Source organism: Amycolatopsis sp. cg9 (assembly GCF_041346945.1).
Lineage (GTDB): Bacteria > Actinomycetota > Actinomycetes > Mycobacteriales > Pseudonocardiaceae > Amycolatopsis.
Map to the genome: position 1 here is coordinate 812258 of NZ_CP166850.1, position 13976 is coordinate 826233.

The window sequence follows — 13976 nt, forward strand, 5'->3', positions numbered from 1 at the left end:
TCCATCTTACTCAGAGTAGGTTACTGCCGGTAGAGTGTTGCCCATGACGACCGCGAAGCGCAAGCGCATGCCCCGGGCCGAGCGGATGCGACAGATGATCGAGGTCGCCGAAGAGGTCTTCGCGGCCCGCGGCTACACGGCGGCGTCGATGGACGAGATCGCGGAACTGGTGGGCGTCTCCAAGCCGATGCTCTACGAGTACTTCAACTCGAAGGAAGGCCTGCTGCTGGCCTGCATCCGGCAGTCGCGGGCGGTGCTGCGCGAGGTCACCGAGCAGGCGACGGTCGGCGCGACGACGGCCGAGGACGCGCTGCGCCGCGGCCTGCTGGCGTTCTTCGTCTTCATCCGGGAGCGGCGCCAGGCGTGGTCACTGCTGCGCCACGAGATGGCACTGATCGGCACCCCGGCCGCGGACGAGGTCGAGGAGACCCGCCGCCAGCAGACCGACCTGATCGCCGCCCTGATGAGCGGCTACTTCGACAGCGGCGACGAGCTGCGGGCCGAAGCGGCCGCGGAATTCGTGGTCGGAGCGTGCGAACGGCTCGCGATCTGGTGCGAAAAGCACGAGGAAGTGGACCCCGCGACGGCCACCGAATACGCCATGGACGTGCTGTGGAGCGGCCTGCAGCACCGTGCACGGTAACCTGCAAGTGCATTAGGCCATTCGGTCGTTACTCACTGCTGTCGTGTCCTGTGACACAGAGTTGCTCTACGGTATCGAGGACACGGTAGAAAGTGTGCTGGACTTTTCGCAGCCGAGAGGGGGCGCGAGTACCGCGTCATGGGAATGCGGTAGCCGCGTCACGGTTGTGTAAAGCATGGTGGTGGAGGAGAGGGGCGTGAGGCAGATGGTGGAAGCGATCACGGCGACGTACGTCCAAGAGGACGCCGACTGGAAGATCACGGTCAGCGGCCGCGGCAAGGAGCTGACCGCCAGGGCACCGGGCATCATCGCCGCACGCGACCGGGCGGACCAGCTGGTCGAGGAGCTCGGCGACGGCAAGGCGACGGTGGTGCACCTGCTCAACGGCAGCGCACTGGACTTCACCAGCGCCTACATGACCGCGCGGCTGACGCTCCCCAAGCTCCCGCCGCTCGAGGTCCCGCCGCCCGGCAGCGTGCCTAAGCAGCAGAGCACGGAGGCCGCGGACAAGAAGCCGCAGCTGCCGCCGAGCAAGCAGCTCCCGAAGGCCGTCGAGGACCGCAAGGCCCCCGCCGCCGAGCCGGCGCCCGCCGCGGAGAGCAAGGCGCCGGCCAAACAGGCCTGAGCGCTACTTGAGGAGCTTGCGCACCAGCAGGACGAGCACGAGGATCCCGCCACCGATCAGCGGGTACTTCACCTTCGGGTTGTCCAGCTTGGCGCGCACGCCGTCCTTGGCCGCGTCGGCGAGCTTCTTGGGGTCGGCCTTGACGGTGAGCTGGTCGAGCGTCGCCGCCAGAGCGGTCCTGGCCTGCTCGATCTCACGCTCGATCGTCTCGGGGTCGCGAGCCACGTGTCCTCCTCGCCGAATGGGTCTTCCGCGCCCCAACTTAGTCGACCGCCCCACCGCCTCCGCACGGGCCACGCCGCACGCTACGCTTCCGAGTGCTGGGGGCCCGTAGCCCAATTGGCAGAGGCACATGGTTTAGGTCCATGCCAGTGAGAGTTCGAGTCTCTCCGGGCCCACTCGCTCGTGAGCGAGTCCTGCTCGGCGCTTTGCGCCTTCGCCGGACTCGCTCGTCGTGTCTTCCGGGGGTGCGACCCCCGGGCCCCGCCCGGCGGGCTTCGCCCCCGGACCCCCTGCCGTGGTCACGTTCGCGACGTCGGTCGCCAGTTCTCCTCGGCGTACGCCGACAGCGTGCGGGGTGGCTTTCCCGTCAGCTGCCGGAAGTCGTCGGTCACCGGGGCGAACACGCCCACACGCACCAGCTCGAACAGGTGCGGCATGCGGTCGACCCACGCATCGCGCGTGTCGGCGAAGCCGATCAGGCTGTCGCCGCTCCCCGCGAACAGCTCGCCGGTCTCGCGAAGCGCCTTCGCGAAGACCCACTCGTCTTCGTCGAAGTTCCGCAGGAACCTTCCGGCGCGAGTACCCCCGGTGACTACCGCTCGCTCAGCTGAGTTCGACGGTGATGTGCGGCGCCAGCGCGCGCAGGAAGTCCGGCGCGTCGAAGATCTCCCCCGCCGACGCCACGCCCTTCACCCGCGTCCGCCCGGTGAGGATCCGTTCCACCGCCTCCACCGCGAGCGGCGCGCTGACCGCGTAGATGTCCTGCCCGTGCGCGACGGCCCGGCGTTCCTCGCCGCCACGCCGCACCCGGACGTCCACCACGAACGTCTCCGCCGCATCGCGCTCCGCCGCCGCGGCCAGGCCCTGGGCCGCGTCCACCGTCATGTACGACGTCACCGACGGGACGTCCAGGTGCCGCGGGATCGTCACGATGTCGGACATCGAGAACTCGCCGAGCACCGGCCGGGTGCCCAGCGGCTCGGGGAAGGTCCACTCCAGCGACGGCAGGGCGTCCTCGCGGTGCTCCAGCCGGCCGCCCGCGAAGCGGACGCGCTTGCCGCCGCGGCGTTCGCGGGAGACCCGGCCGGCCGCGAGGGTTCCCGGCGTCGGGTGCCAGCCGCTCAGCCCGTAGGCGACGTGCACCTCGTCCGCCGACGGCCAGCCGCCCATCGCCGCCGTGGCCAGCAGGTCGGCCAAGCCGCCGAAGAACGCCATCGCGGGCAGCACCACGGTGTCCGCCGTCAGCGCGAAGGTGTCGAGGTTGGCTTCGATCTCCGCGGCGACGTCCACGTACGGGACGCCGGCGCGGATCGCCGCCGCGGCCAGCGGGAGCGCCGTCGCGGCGAACGGGCCGGCGCAGTTGATCACCGCCGCGACGCCGTCGAGCGCGCGGTCGAGGGCCTCGGGGTCGTCGACCGCGGCGGGCCGCCCGCCCGGAAGCTTCGCCGCGTCGCGACCGGAAAGGACCGGGGTGAAGCCGCGTTCGCGCAGCTCGGCCACAACGAAGCGGCCGGTGAGTCCGTAAGCGCCGTAAACCAGTACCGAAGTCATGCAGCAATCCTCGCGACGCTCCTTCGCGGGCGACAGTGTCCGGAACGACGTGATGCGTACACTTTCGGACATGCACGCTGTCGCACTCGCCGCCACCGACGGGATGCTGTCATTCGAGCTGACCATCGCCACCGAGGTGTTCGGCGAGAACCCGCGGTACGACTTCGCGGTCTGCGGCGGCGAGCCCGTGCGGGTCGGCCGGTTCTTGCTGGAACCCGACGACGGCCTGGACCGGCTGGCGCGGGCGGACACGGTGCTCGTGCCGGGGTGGGCCGACGTCGACGCGGCCCCGCCCGCCGGCCTCGTCGAAGCGGTGCGCGCGGCCCACGCGCGGGGTGCGCGGGTGGCGTCGCTCTGCACCGGCGCGTTCGTGCTGGCCGCCGCCGGCCTGCTGGACGGGCTGCGCGCGACCACGCACTGGGCGCACACCGACGTCCTCGCCGCCCGCTACCCGCGGGTGACCGTGGACCCGGACGTGCTCTACGTCGACAACGGCCAGGTGCTGACCTCCGCGGGCAAGGCCGCCGCGATGGACCTCTGCCTGCACCTGGTGCGCGCCGACCACGGCCCGTCGGTCGCCAACGCGGTCGCCCGGCGCCTGGTCGTGCCGCCGCACCGCGCCGGCGGCCAGGCCCAGTTCGTCGCCGCGCCGGTCCCGACGCGGGACGACCACCCCCTCTCGGCACTGCTCCCGTGGATCACCGCCCGCCTCGACCGGCCGCTGACCGTCGAGGACCTGGCCCGCCAGGCGAACATGAGCTCCCGCCACCTCGGCCGCCACTTCCGGGCCGCGACCGGCACGACACCGTTGCAGTGGCTGCTCACCCAGCGGATCCGGCGCGCGCAGGAGCTGCTGGAGAACACCGACAACGGCGTCGAGGCCATCGCGGAGGCGGTCGGCATGGGCACCGCCACGACGTTGCGCCGCCACTTCAACCGCGCGGTCGGCGTGCCCCCGGACACCTACCGCCGCACGTTCCGCGGTTAGGGTTCGGCATGCAGTCGTACGGGTTCGTGGGCACCGGCGAGCTCACCGCCGCCATCGTCGAAGGTCTCGGCTCGGACGCACCTGAGGTCTTCCTTTCCCCGCGCAACGAGAAGATCGCGCACGACCTCGCCACCCGCTTCCCGAACGTGCGCGTCTGCGGCAGCAACCAGGAAGTGCTCGACAGCGCCACGGCCGTCGTCGTCGCGGTGCGCCCGCAGATCGTCCGGGAAGTGCTGGCGGAGCTGGCTTTCCGGCCGGAGCACGTCGTGGTGAGCGCGGTCGCCGCCGTCGCGCTCGACGAGCTGCGCGAGCTGGCCGCCCCGGCCGGTCGGGTCGTCCGGTCCATCCCGCTGCCGACGGCGAGCCGCCGTGCCAGCCGCACCGCGATGTACCCGGACGACGCCGTCGCCCGTGCCCTGTTCGAGAGCGTCGGCGACGTCGTCGTCCCCGCGGACGAACCGACGCTGGCCACGTTCAGCGCCGCCACCGCGACCTTCGCCGCGCACCTGGACCAGCTCGCGACGATCGCGGGCTGGATGGCCGAGCACGGCGTCGCGCCCGAGGACGCCGACGGGTACCTCGCGCACGTCTTCGGCGAACTCGGCCGCACCCTGGCCGGGTTCGACGGCACCCTCGGCGAACTGGCCCGCAAGCACGAGACGCCCGGCGGGATCAACGAGCAGTTCCGGTCCGCGGTGCGGGACCCCGAGCGGGTGCGCCGGAGCCTCGACGCCGTCCTCGCCCGCGTGCGGGGTCAGTAGCGCACGTCGCTCTGCAGCAACGGCGGGTACACAGTGGACGGTTCGCCGTCGACCGTCGCGCCGGCGAACTGCAGCATCGCCCGCTGGGCGCCGTGCATCGGGGCCGGGTAGTCCAAAGTGGGCGCCGAAACCTCGTCCAGCGTCGCGAGCTGCGCCGCGGAGAGCGTCACTTCCAGGGCCGCGAGGTTGCCGGTGAGGTGCTCCAGCCGCCGGGCGCCGACGATCGGGACGACCGTGCCGCGCCGGGCCAGCAGCCACGCCAGCGCCACCGCCGCCGACGTCGTCCCGAGCTCACCGGCGATCCCGGCGACGGCGTCGATGACGGCGAACTCCGCTTCGGACGGACCGCCGACGTAGGCCGCGCGGGCCGAGTCGGCGACGTCGGCGCCGCGCCGGTACTTGCCCGACAGGAAGCCGTTCTTGAGCGGGCTCCACGGCGTCAGCGCGATGCCCTGGTCGCGCGCGAACGGCGCGAGCTCGCCTTCGACCGTCCGCGCCAGCAGCGAGTACTCGACCTGCAGCGCGATGAGCGGCGTCCAGCCCCGCAGCAGCGCCGTGGTCTGGGCCTGCGCGGTCACCCACGCCGGGGTGTTGGAGAAGCCGACGTACCGGATCTTGCCCGCGCGCACCAGGTCGTCGAGGGCCCGCATGGTCTCTTCGATCGGGGTGTGGCGGTCCCAGTTGTGCAGCCAGTACAGGTCGAGGTGATCGGTCCGCAGCCGCCGGAGCGACTCGTCGAGCTGGGCGGTGATCGACGCGCGGCCGGCGCCGCCGCCGTTGGGGTCGCCGGGGAACATGTTGCCGAAGAACTTCGACGCCAGCACGACGTGCTCGCGGCGGCCGGGGTGCGCGGCGAAGAAGTCGCCGAGGATCTTCTCGGAGTGGCCGTTGGTGTAGAAGTTCGCCGTGTCGACGAAGTTGCCGCCGAGGTCGAGGTAGGTGGCGAGGATCTTTTCGGACTCTTCGACGCTGCAGCCGGCGCCGCCGGGGTCTTCGCCGAAGGTCATCGCGCCGAGGGCGAACGGGCTGACGCGGAGGCCGGACCGGCCGAGGGTGACGTAGTGGTCGAGTGGCACGAAACTCTCCTTGCGTGTCGTATCGGTCAACCCAGGAAACCGCGTTAACGTGCTGTTCGGTAGCTCGATGCCCGCACGCCCTTGCACGATCCTCTCGACTTGGGTTTCCTGGAGGGGTGCTCACCGAGATCCGGGACCTCGTCGCCACCCACGCCCGCGAGGGCCTGCGCACGCCGGTACCCGGCCTCCTGCTGTCCAAAGTGGACACGAGCGAGCCGCACCACTCCCTCGCCGAGCCGCTGTTCGTCGTCATGGCCCAGTGCGGCAAGCGGCTGCTGCTCGGCGACCGCGTCCACGAGTACCGCGCCGGGCAGTACCTGCTGGTCAGCACCGACCTGCCGGTCACCGGCCACTTCGTCGGCGCGACCCTGCGGACCCCGGCGCTCGGCCTCGGCCTGACCCTGCGCCCGGCGGCGATCGCCCCGCTGCTGCTGGAGGCCCCGCCCGGCCGCTCGTCCCGCACGCTGCCGCCGTCCCCGATCGCGACCGGCGACGCGAGTCCCGAGCTGCTCGACGCGGCGCTGAGGCTGCTGCGGCTGCTCGACCACCCGGCCGACGCGCCGGTGCTCGCCCCGCTGATCGAGCGCGAGATCCTCTGGCGCCTCCTGACCGGCCCGCACGGTGCGCTGGTGCGCCAGATCGGCCTGGCCGACAGCGGCCTGTCCCACGTCAGCCGGGCGATCCGGTGGATCAGGGCCAACTACGCCGAGCCGATGCGGATCGAGGAGCTCGCCCGCCTGAGCGACCTGAGCGCATCGGCGTTCCACCGCCACTTCCGCGCGGTCACGGCGATGAGCCCGCTGCAGTTCCAGAAGCGCATCCGCCTCCAGGAGGCCCGTTCCCTGCTGCTGGCGGACGCGGGCGACGTCGCGGGCGTGGGCCACCTCGTCGGCTACGACAGCCCGTCCCAGTTCAACCGCGAGTACCGCCGCCTGTTCGGCGCCCCACCGGGCCAGGACGCGGCCCGGCTCCGGGAGGCCGCCGCCCCCGCGGGACCCCAGCTGCCCTGAGAGCCGATCCGTTCAAGACCGCCACCCCCGGCGGGTGCGACGCTGGCCCCATGCCTGTGAACCTTCCCGCGGCGGCGTCGTTCATGGCGACGCACGCCCGTCTCCTCGATCGCCGCCGCTTCGAGCTGCTCGGCGGCCAGGCCGATGCCGGGGCCGTGCTCGCGGCCGTCGACGGGTACCGCAACCCCGACGGCGGCTACGGCTGGGGTCTGGAGCCGGACCTGCGGGCGCCGGAGAGCCAGCCCGGCGGCGCGCTGCACGCCTTCGAGGTCTTCGAAGACATCGCACCCGGCACGTCACCGCACGCGGCGAAGCTCTGCGACTGGCTCGCGTCGGTCTCGCTGCCCGACGGCGGCCTGCCCTTCGCCGTGCCCGTCGCGGACCCGGCGGGCTGCGCGCCGTTCTGGGCGCAGGCCGATCCGGCGGTCGCCACCCTGCAGAGCACCGCGTTCACCGCCGGCGTCGCCCTGCGCGTCGCCCGCCACGACCGCGCGGTGCGCGAGCACCCGTGGCTGGCGGCCGCGACGCGGTACTGCTTCCGCGCCATCCGCGAGCTTTCCGCGGCGCCGCACGCGATCGAGCTGTCGTTCGCGGTGCAGTTCGCGGACGCGGCCCACGACCTCCACGCGGAGGCGCCCGGGCTGCTGGACCACCTGGCCGCGTTCGTCCCGCCCGACGGCTTGGCCCCGGTGGCCGGCGGTTCCGACGGCGAAACCCTGCGCGCGCTGGACTTCGCGCCACTGCCGGACCGCCCGGCACGCGCGTTGTTCAAGGAAGGCGTCATCGAAAACGAACTGCGGCGGCTCGCCGGCGAACAGCGCGACGACGGCGGCTGGCGGGTGGATTTCGCGAGCTATTCGCCCGCCGCGGAGCTCGAATGGCGGGGCTACGCGACCGTCCGCGCGGTGTCGGTGCTCCAGCGCAACGGCGTCGCCTGAAGATCTACACCAGCGACGACGGGGTTCACTCGGCCGTGGCATGTCGGGTCACGGGCGGTAAGCGGTTACATGCCTTTCGGTGGCCACGACCGAACCCGTACTGTGACTCCAGGTACTCGGGCCGGAGGTGGGGCATGTCGTCGCGCAACCTGTGGGGCTGGTTCGCCCGCTGGGCGGACTGGTTCGAGGAGCGCGGCGTCTACGTGCCCGGCGAAGAGAGCCGCGCAGTCGACCCGATCCGGGATTTCGGCTGGCTGATGGCTGCATGGGTGGCCGGCGTGGCGATCTTCATCCTGTTGTTCGCGCTCGCCGTTTAAGTGGCATGTGGGCAGTGATTGTCACGAGCGGTGCCGTTCCGGTCACGGATTGGCCACGGGGTGGCACCAGGTGCGCGACAACCCCCCGTCGCGCCTCGTAACCACGAGCGATCACGGCCAGAGTGGAGCGGGTTCGCCCGGCAATCCCCCGTTGCCGAACGGCACCCCCGACCCGCCGACTGGAGTACCCGCGATGGCGCTCGCGCGCACGTGCAAGATCATGTTCACCTCAGGACTGCTCGGCCTGGCGGTGGCGTGCGGGGTCCCTTCGACGCAAGGCGGTACCGCGGCGCTGGGCGCCGCCGGCTCCCCGGCGGGTGCCGGGGCCTCGGCCTCGCAGGCGGGCAACGACCTGAAGTTCGGCGCCGACCACCGGTTCGCCAGCGGTCTCACCATCTCGGTCGGCTCCCCGAAGTCGTTCCGGCCCAGTTCGTCGGCGTACCCGCAGAGCCCGCGCGGCGCGGCGTTCGACATCGAGCTGACGAACGAGGGCGCGACGACGTACAAGCTGTCGGGCCTCACGATCACCGCGACGGCGTCGGGCACCGCGGTCAAGCAGGTCGTGGACACGACGCAGGGCTTCACCGGCATCACCGACGCGGGCAAGGACGTGCTGCCGGGCCGCTCGGTGCACATCACGCTGGCGTTCGCGGTCCAGCGCGAGCAGGCGCAGCTGCGCCTGCAGATCCGTCCGAGCGCGACCGAACCCGCCGCGGTCACCTACTGCGGTCCCGCCTGACGTTCCGATCCGGCCCGAAAGCAGGCGGACACGAACCGGAGCCAACCCGCTCACCGCCACCTGTTCCGCCGTGGCTGCCGGTCGGATCGGGAACAATCGGCACAGTAGGCTCGGCCCATGACCGAGCGTCTTTCCCCGGGTGACGAAGCCCCGGACTTCACCCTGCCCGACAGCGAGGGCAAGGACGTTTCCCTGCGCGACTTCCGCGGCCAGTCCGTGGTCGTCTACTTCTACCCGGCGGCGAGCACCCCGGGCTGCACGAAGCAGGCCTGCGACTTCCGCGACAACCTGGCCGAGCTGAACGACGCCGGCTACCGCGTGATCGGCATTTCCCCGGACACGCAGGCGAAGCTGGCGAAGTTCGCGGAGAACGAGAAGCTGACGTTCCCGATCCTGGGCGACCCGGAGAAGTCGGTCATCGAGGCGTGGGCCGCGTACGGCGAGAAGAAGAACTACGGGAAGACGTACCTGGGCGTGATCCGGTCGACGTTCGTGGTCGACCCGGAGGGCAAGATCGCGCACGCCTGGTACAACGTCCGCGCGGCGGGCCACGTGGCGAAGCTGATCCGCGACCTCGGCCTCGCTGCCTGACGCGCGTTGACGAGCCTGGAGGGGCCGGCACTCAAGCTGGGCGGCCGGATCGCCTCGGCCGCGGCGAAGTCGTGGCTGCGGCGGCGGAAAGCGAGCTTCGATCGCTCCGCCGAACTGGTCGATCTGGCCGCCGGTGAGCTGAAGGGCCCGTTGGAGCGGCGCAAGCTGGAGAACCTCGTCCAGACGATCGGCACGCAGGTGGCCGAGCAGCTGGAGGAGGTCCTCGCCGACCGCTTCGCGACGCTCCCGCAGAACGAGATCGATGCCGCCTTCTTGGCCGTCGAAGACGCTCTGACCGGCGCGGACCTGTCCGACGAAGCCTTCCTGGCGGTCGACGCGGATCCCGAGCACCTGGCCAGGAAGCTCCGCGGCGACCTGCCGCGTGACCGCCTCCTCGCCCCGCAGGCCGCGGCGCTGTACGAACTGGCGCTGGACCAGGCGTGCCGCCACCTCGTGCAGGTGGTCCGCCACCTGCCGTCGTTCCAGCCCCGCGCGCTGGCCGAGGTGCTCAGTCGCCTCAGCCGGCAAAGTGACCAGCTCGACGAGTTGCTGGCCCGGGTGCCGAAGACCAGCCTCGCGGCACCCGAAGGCGTCGACCACGACGCCGAGTTCGAAGCGGCGTACCTGCGCCTGCTCGCCCGCGACCTCGACCGGCTGGAACTGCTCGGCCTGACCACGGACGACCAGCCGGCCCTGCCGTTGACGGTCGCCTACCTGAGCTTGAGCGTCTCGCCGGAGGGCGAGCCGCGCCGGGCGGACCGGCGCACGGACGAGCTGTGGTTCGAGAAGCGCCAGAGCCGGGCGGGCAGCGCGAACGTGCGCGTCGAGACGGCGTTGAGCGGCACCACCCGCGTCCTGGTGCGCGGCGAGGCCGGCTCGGGCAAGACGACGCTGCTGGACTGGCTGGCGGTGACGGCGGCCCGCGGCCGGTTCACCGGCAAGCTCGAAGGCTGGAACGGCCGCGTCCCGTTCCCGATCCGCCTGCGCAGCTTCGCCGCGAAGCCGTTGCCGCGGCCGGAGGAGTTCCTCGCGCACATCGCCCCGATGCAGGCCCCACCGGACGGCTGGGCCCGCCGGGTGCTGGCTTCCGGACGGGCGATGGTCCTGGTCGACGGCGTCGACGAAGTGGGCACCAGCCACCGCCGCGAGGTGAAGTCGTGGCTGCGCAAGCTGTCGTCGGCGTTCCCGGACACCCTGATCGTGGTGACCTCCCGGACGGCGGCGGCCGACCAGCGCTGGCTGGTCCAGGAGGGTTTCGGCTGCGTCCTGCTGGAACCGATGAGCGCGGATGACATCCAGGCCCTGGTCACCCGCTGGCACAAGGCGGCAGAGGCCGGCGGCACGGTCCGCCCGGGCACCGACGTCCCCGCGGTCCAGCGCCGGCTGCTCAACCAGCTCGACAGCCGGCCCCATCTGCGGACGTTGGCCGCGAGCCCGTTGCTGTGCGCGATGTTGTGCGCGCTGAACCTGGCGCACCGGTCGGAGCTGCCGCGCGACCGGATGGACCTGTACCGCAAGGCGTTGTCGATGCTGCTGCACCTGCGCGATGCGGAGAGGCACATCGGCGTGTTGCTGACGGAGGCACAGAAGGAAGTCCTGCTGGGCGACCTGGCTTGGCGGCTTTCGCTGGCGTCGAAGGTGGAGCTGCCGAAGGACCGGGTGCTGTCCCACGTGGCCCGCCGGCTGCCTTCGCTGCCGCACGTGGACCACACGCCTTCCGAAGTGCTGGACCACCTGCTGGAACGCAGCGGCGTGCTGCGTGAGCCGGTGCGGGACCGGGTCGATTTCGTGCACCGGACGTTCCAGGAGTGCTTGGCCGCCAACGAAGCCACCGAACAGGACCACCTGGAGACGTTGATCGCGAAGGCCCACCTGGACACGTGGTGGGAGACGTTCGTGATGGCCTGCGGCCACGGGAAGCACCACCAGGTCGGGACGTTGTTGACCGGGATTCTGGACCGGGCGGATGAGGAGCCTCGGCACGCGCGGCACTTGCGTCTTTTGGCGGCGGCGTGCTTGGAGACGGTGAGCAACGCTTCCCCGGACGTCATCGCGCGGGTGGAGGCGGTGATCCGGGAGCAGCTGGTGCCGCCGCGGAGTCTGCGGGAGACGCAGTCGCTGGCTTCGATCGGGCACCGGGTGCTGCGGTACCTGCCGGAGTCGCTCGACGGGCTCTCGGACGCGGTGGCGGCAGCGACGGTCCGAGCCGCGGCACTCACCGCGGGGGCGGATGCGCTGGCGCTCCTCCGCGAGTACGCCCGCGACTCTCGCTCAGCGGTGCAGAAGCAGCTGACCCAAGCCTGGCAGTACTTCGACCCCGAGCGGTTCGCAGTCGAGGTCATGGCCGACTCGCCGCTGGCGAACGGCGCGATCGAACTCGAAACCGCGCGGCTCCTGCCACACGTCCGCCACCTGGGTCACCTGACCGAGCTGAGCCTGAGCTTTCGCGGTTCGGACACTCCGACCGACCTCAGTACGCTCGCCGCGTTGCCGGCCTTGACTCAAATCGCATTCGACTTGAGCCAGCACGAGGTTCCCGTCGATCTCAGCCCGCTCAGCGGACATCCGGGACTCACCGAGGTCTCGATGTACTTCGCCCACAGCTTCACCGACATCCGAAGCCTGCGCAGTCTCGAACGATTGGAGATACTGACTCTCTTCAACAACCACCCCTGGCCGGATCTCGATGAATTCAGCGAGCTGGCCGGTGTCGAATACCTGGGCCTCGGCGCCCTGCAGCGAGTAGAGAGTCTCGATCCGCTGAGCTCACTCGGCAATCTCGAAGCGCTCGGCCTCAAGGGAATCCAGACGAAAACGCTCTCCTCCTCCGCTCCCCTTGCCAAGCCCACCCACATCGGCTTCTACCGCCAGAGCGACTTGACGGAAAACTCGCTGGCCGGCGACGCGGTCGCCCGCTGTTTCCCCCGTTTGACCGATCTCTACCTGTCGGGCGTGGAGATCAGCGGCCTGGGCCCGCTCGCCACCCTGCCGTTGCGCACGCTAACCCTCTCTTACCTGCCCGCGCCCCTCGACCTGAGTCCCTTGGCCGATCTCGAAATAACCGTCAAAGCCACCGAGACCGAGCTCCTCGGTACGGAGAAGCTCGGCCCCGGCGTCAAACTGATCTAAGCCAGTTCCCGCAACGCCGGCAGCAGAGCCCGCAAAGCCCGCCCCCGGTGCGAAAGCGCGTCCTTCTCCGCCGGCTCCATCTCCGCCGACGTCCGGGACTCCCCATCAGGCTGGAAGATCGGGTCGTACCCGAACCCGTTCGCCCCCCGCCGCGAGCGCACGAGCGACCCGCGCCACTCACCGCGAACGACCGTCTCCTCGCCCGACGCCAGCACCAACGCCGCCGCACAAACGAACTGGGCTCCGCGGCGCTCGTCCGGCACGTCGTTCAGCTGCCCCAGAACCAAATCCAGGTTCGCCTCATCGTCCCCGTGACGACCCGACCACCGGGCCGACAACACCCCAGGCATCCCGTTCAACGCGTCGACAGCGAGCCCCGAGTCATCGGCGATAGCAGGCAACCCCGTTGCCGCCACCGCATCCCGGGCCTTCGCCACAGCATTGCCCTCGAAATCCGGAGCCGTCTCGGGCGCCTCGGGAAACTCAGGCACATCAGCGAGACCGAGCACCTCGATCCCCGAAATCCCTTCAGCCTCGAGGATCCGCCGAAGCTCACCCAGCTTCTTGGCGTTCCGGGTAGCCAGGAGCAGCTTGGTCACTTCGACCCCTTCTTCTTGTCCGGCCGCGGCTCCGGCAGCTCACCGGGGTACGGCAGCGCCAGCGCCTCGTTCTGCAGCCGGGTCAGCTCCGCGCACCCCGCCAGCGCGATGTCGAGCATCTTGTCCAAAGTGGACCGCGCGAAGGTGGCCCCCTCACCGGTCCCCTGGACCTCGATCAACGTCCCCGCGTCCGTCGCCACCACGTTCATGTCGACCTCGGCGCGCGAGTCCTCTTCGTACGGCAGGTCCAGCCGCACCCGGCCGTCCACCACGCCGACGCTCACCGCGGCCACCGAGGACGACAGCGGCTGCGGGTCGTTGAGGCGGTTCGCCGCGCCCAGCCACGTGATCGCGTCCGCCAGTGCGACGTAACCGCCGGTCACCGCCGCCGTGCGGGTGCCGCCGTCGGCCTGGATGACGTCGCAGTCGATGACGATCGTGTTCTCGCCCAGCGCCGCCAGGTCGATGCAGGCGCGCAGCGAACGGCCGATCAGCCGCGAAATCTCGTGCGTGCGGCCGCCGATCCGGCCCTTCACCGACTCGCGGTCACCGCGGGTGTTGGTCGCGGACGGCAGCATCGCGTACTCGGCCGTCACCCAGCCGAGGCCGGAGCCGGCCCGCCAGCGCGGCACGCCTTCGGTGACGCTCGCCGCGCACAGCACCCGCGTGTTGCCGAATTCGATCAGGACCGAACCCGCCGGCCACTGCTGGAACCCCCGGGTGATCTTGATGTCACGGAGCTGGTCGTCGTTCCTGCCATCTTTTCGAGCCACGGGAGCACTCTAAG

Annotated in this window: 16 protein-coding genes and 1 tRNA gene; 11 read left to right on the forward strand and 6 right to left on the reverse strand. The window is 71.1% G+C overall.

Annotation, left to right across the window (positions count from 1 at the left end; genetic code table 11):
• Positions 1-43: 43 nt before the first annotated feature.
• Together AB5J73_RS03325 and AB5J73_RS03330 are read left to right on the forward strand one after the other, a co-directional pair.
• On the forward strand, positions 44-643 hold the full coding sequence (locus AB5J73_RS03325; RefSeq protein WP_370968001.1) for a TetR/AcrR family transcriptional regulator: 600 nt from the start codon (positions 44-46) through the stop codon (positions 641-643).
• 205 nt (positions 644-848) lie between these two features.
• A complete protein-coding gene (locus AB5J73_RS03330; protein ID WP_370972903.1) occupies positions 849-1268 on the forward strand; it encodes a hypothetical protein in 420 nt (139 codons plus the stop codon).
• A 3-nt stretch (positions 1269-1271) separates the two neighbouring features.
• On the opposite strand, the gene AB5J73_RS03335 is transcribed toward AB5J73_RS03330, so the two are convergent.
• The gene (locus AB5J73_RS03335) at positions 1272-1493 is read right to left on the reverse strand and encodes a DUF3618 domain-containing protein (RefSeq protein ID WP_086864478.1); all 222 of its coding nucleotides are present in this window, start codon (positions 1491-1493) and stop codon (positions 1272-1274) included.
• A 99-nt stretch (positions 1494-1592) separates the two neighbouring features.
• Here AB5J73_RS03335 and AB5J73_RS03340 point away from each other — a divergent pair.
• A tRNA-Leu gene (locus AB5J73_RS03340) sits at positions 1593-1666 on the forward strand.
• A gap of 123 nt (positions 1667-1789) precedes the next feature.
• Here the strand turns inward: AB5J73_RS03340 and AB5J73_RS03345 are convergent.
• The gene (locus AB5J73_RS03345) at positions 1790-1927 is read right to left on the reverse strand and encodes a hypothetical protein (protein WP_370968003.1); all 138 of its coding nucleotides are present in this window, start codon (positions 1925-1927) and stop codon (positions 1790-1792) included.
• 166 nt (positions 1928-2093) lie between these two features.
• Positions 2094-3041, reverse strand: coding sequence for a saccharopine dehydrogenase NADP-binding domain-containing protein (locus AB5J73_RS03350; protein ID WP_370968005.1), 948 nt, complete (start codon positions 3039-3041; stop codon positions 2094-2096).
• A 70-nt stretch (positions 3042-3111) separates the two neighbouring features.
• On the opposite strand from AB5J73_RS03350, the gene AB5J73_RS03355 reads away from it, so the two are divergent.
• Both AB5J73_RS03355 and AB5J73_RS03360 read left to right on the forward strand, forming a co-directional pair.
• Positions 3112-4029 (forward strand): helix-turn-helix domain-containing protein, encoded by a 918-nt coding sequence (locus AB5J73_RS03355; protein WP_370968007.1) that lies wholly within the window; start codon positions 3112-3114, stop codon positions 4027-4029.
• Between the two features lie 8 nt (positions 4030-4037).
• Positions 4038-4790: an NAD(P)-binding domain-containing protein gene (locus tag AB5J73_RS03360; protein WP_370968009.1), complete on the forward strand. Its 753-nt coding sequence runs from the start codon at positions 4038-4040 to the stop codon at positions 4788-4790.
• On the opposite strand, the gene AB5J73_RS03365 is transcribed toward AB5J73_RS03360, so the two are convergent.
• Positions 4784-5866 carry an aldo/keto reductase gene (locus AB5J73_RS03365; protein WP_370968011.1) on the reverse strand — a complete coding sequence of 361 codons (1083 nt, stop codon included), beginning with the start codon at positions 5864-5866 and terminating at the stop codon, positions 4784-4786. The genes AB5J73_RS03360 and AB5J73_RS03365 overlap by 7 nt on opposite strands.
• Before the next feature lie 116 nt (positions 5867-5982).
• Between AB5J73_RS03365 and AB5J73_RS03370 the strand changes: the two genes are divergently transcribed.
• The 6 genes from AB5J73_RS03370 (at position 5983) to AB5J73_RS03395 (ending at position 12590) form a co-directional block, all read left to right on the forward strand.
• Positions 5983-6876: an AraC family transcriptional regulator N-terminal domain-containing protein gene (locus AB5J73_RS03370; RefSeq protein ID WP_370968013.1), complete on the forward strand. Its 894-nt coding sequence runs from the start codon at positions 5983-5985 to the stop codon at positions 6874-6876.
• A 50-nt stretch (positions 6877-6926) separates the two neighbouring features.
• Complete coding sequence (locus AB5J73_RS03375; RefSeq protein WP_370968015.1) at positions 6927-7814, forward strand: hypothetical protein; 888 nt, start codon at positions 6927-6929, stop codon at positions 7812-7814.
• Positions 7815-7948: 134 nt separating this feature from the next.
• Positions 7949-8131 (forward strand): hypothetical protein, encoded by a 183-nt coding sequence (locus AB5J73_RS03380; RefSeq protein WP_370968017.1) that lies wholly within the window; start codon positions 7949-7951, stop codon positions 8129-8131.
• Positions 8132-8324: 193 nt separating this feature from the next.
• Positions 8325-8870, forward strand: coding sequence for a hypothetical protein (locus AB5J73_RS03385; protein ID WP_370968019.1), 546 nt, complete (start codon positions 8325-8327; stop codon positions 8868-8870).
• A gap of 117 nt (positions 8871-8987) precedes the next feature.
• Positions 8988-9461, forward strand: a complete 474-nt coding sequence (gene bcp, locus AB5J73_RS03390) for a thioredoxin-dependent thiol peroxidase (RefSeq protein ID WP_370968022.1) — start codon at positions 8988-8990, stop codon at positions 9459-9461.
• 6 nt (positions 9462-9467) lie between these two features.
• Positions 9468-12590: an NACHT domain-containing NTPase gene (locus AB5J73_RS03395; protein ID WP_370968024.1), complete on the forward strand. Its 3123-nt coding sequence runs from the start codon at positions 9468-9470 to the stop codon at positions 12588-12590.
• Here the strand turns inward: AB5J73_RS03395 and rdgB are convergent.
• On the reverse strand, positions 12587-13189 hold the full coding sequence (rdgB, locus tag AB5J73_RS03400) for an RdgB/HAM1 family non-canonical purine NTP pyrophosphatase (RefSeq protein ID WP_370968026.1): 603 nt from the start codon (positions 13187-13189) through the stop codon (positions 12587-12589). The two genes, AB5J73_RS03395 and rdgB, sit on opposite strands and share 4 nt — an antisense overlap.
• Positions 13186-13962, reverse strand: a complete 777-nt coding sequence (gene rph / locus AB5J73_RS03405) for a ribonuclease PH (RefSeq protein ID WP_125313011.1) — start codon at positions 13960-13962, stop codon at positions 13186-13188. Before rph ends, rdgB begins: the two co-directional genes overlap by 4 nt.
• Positions 13963-13976 lie beyond the last annotated feature (14 nt).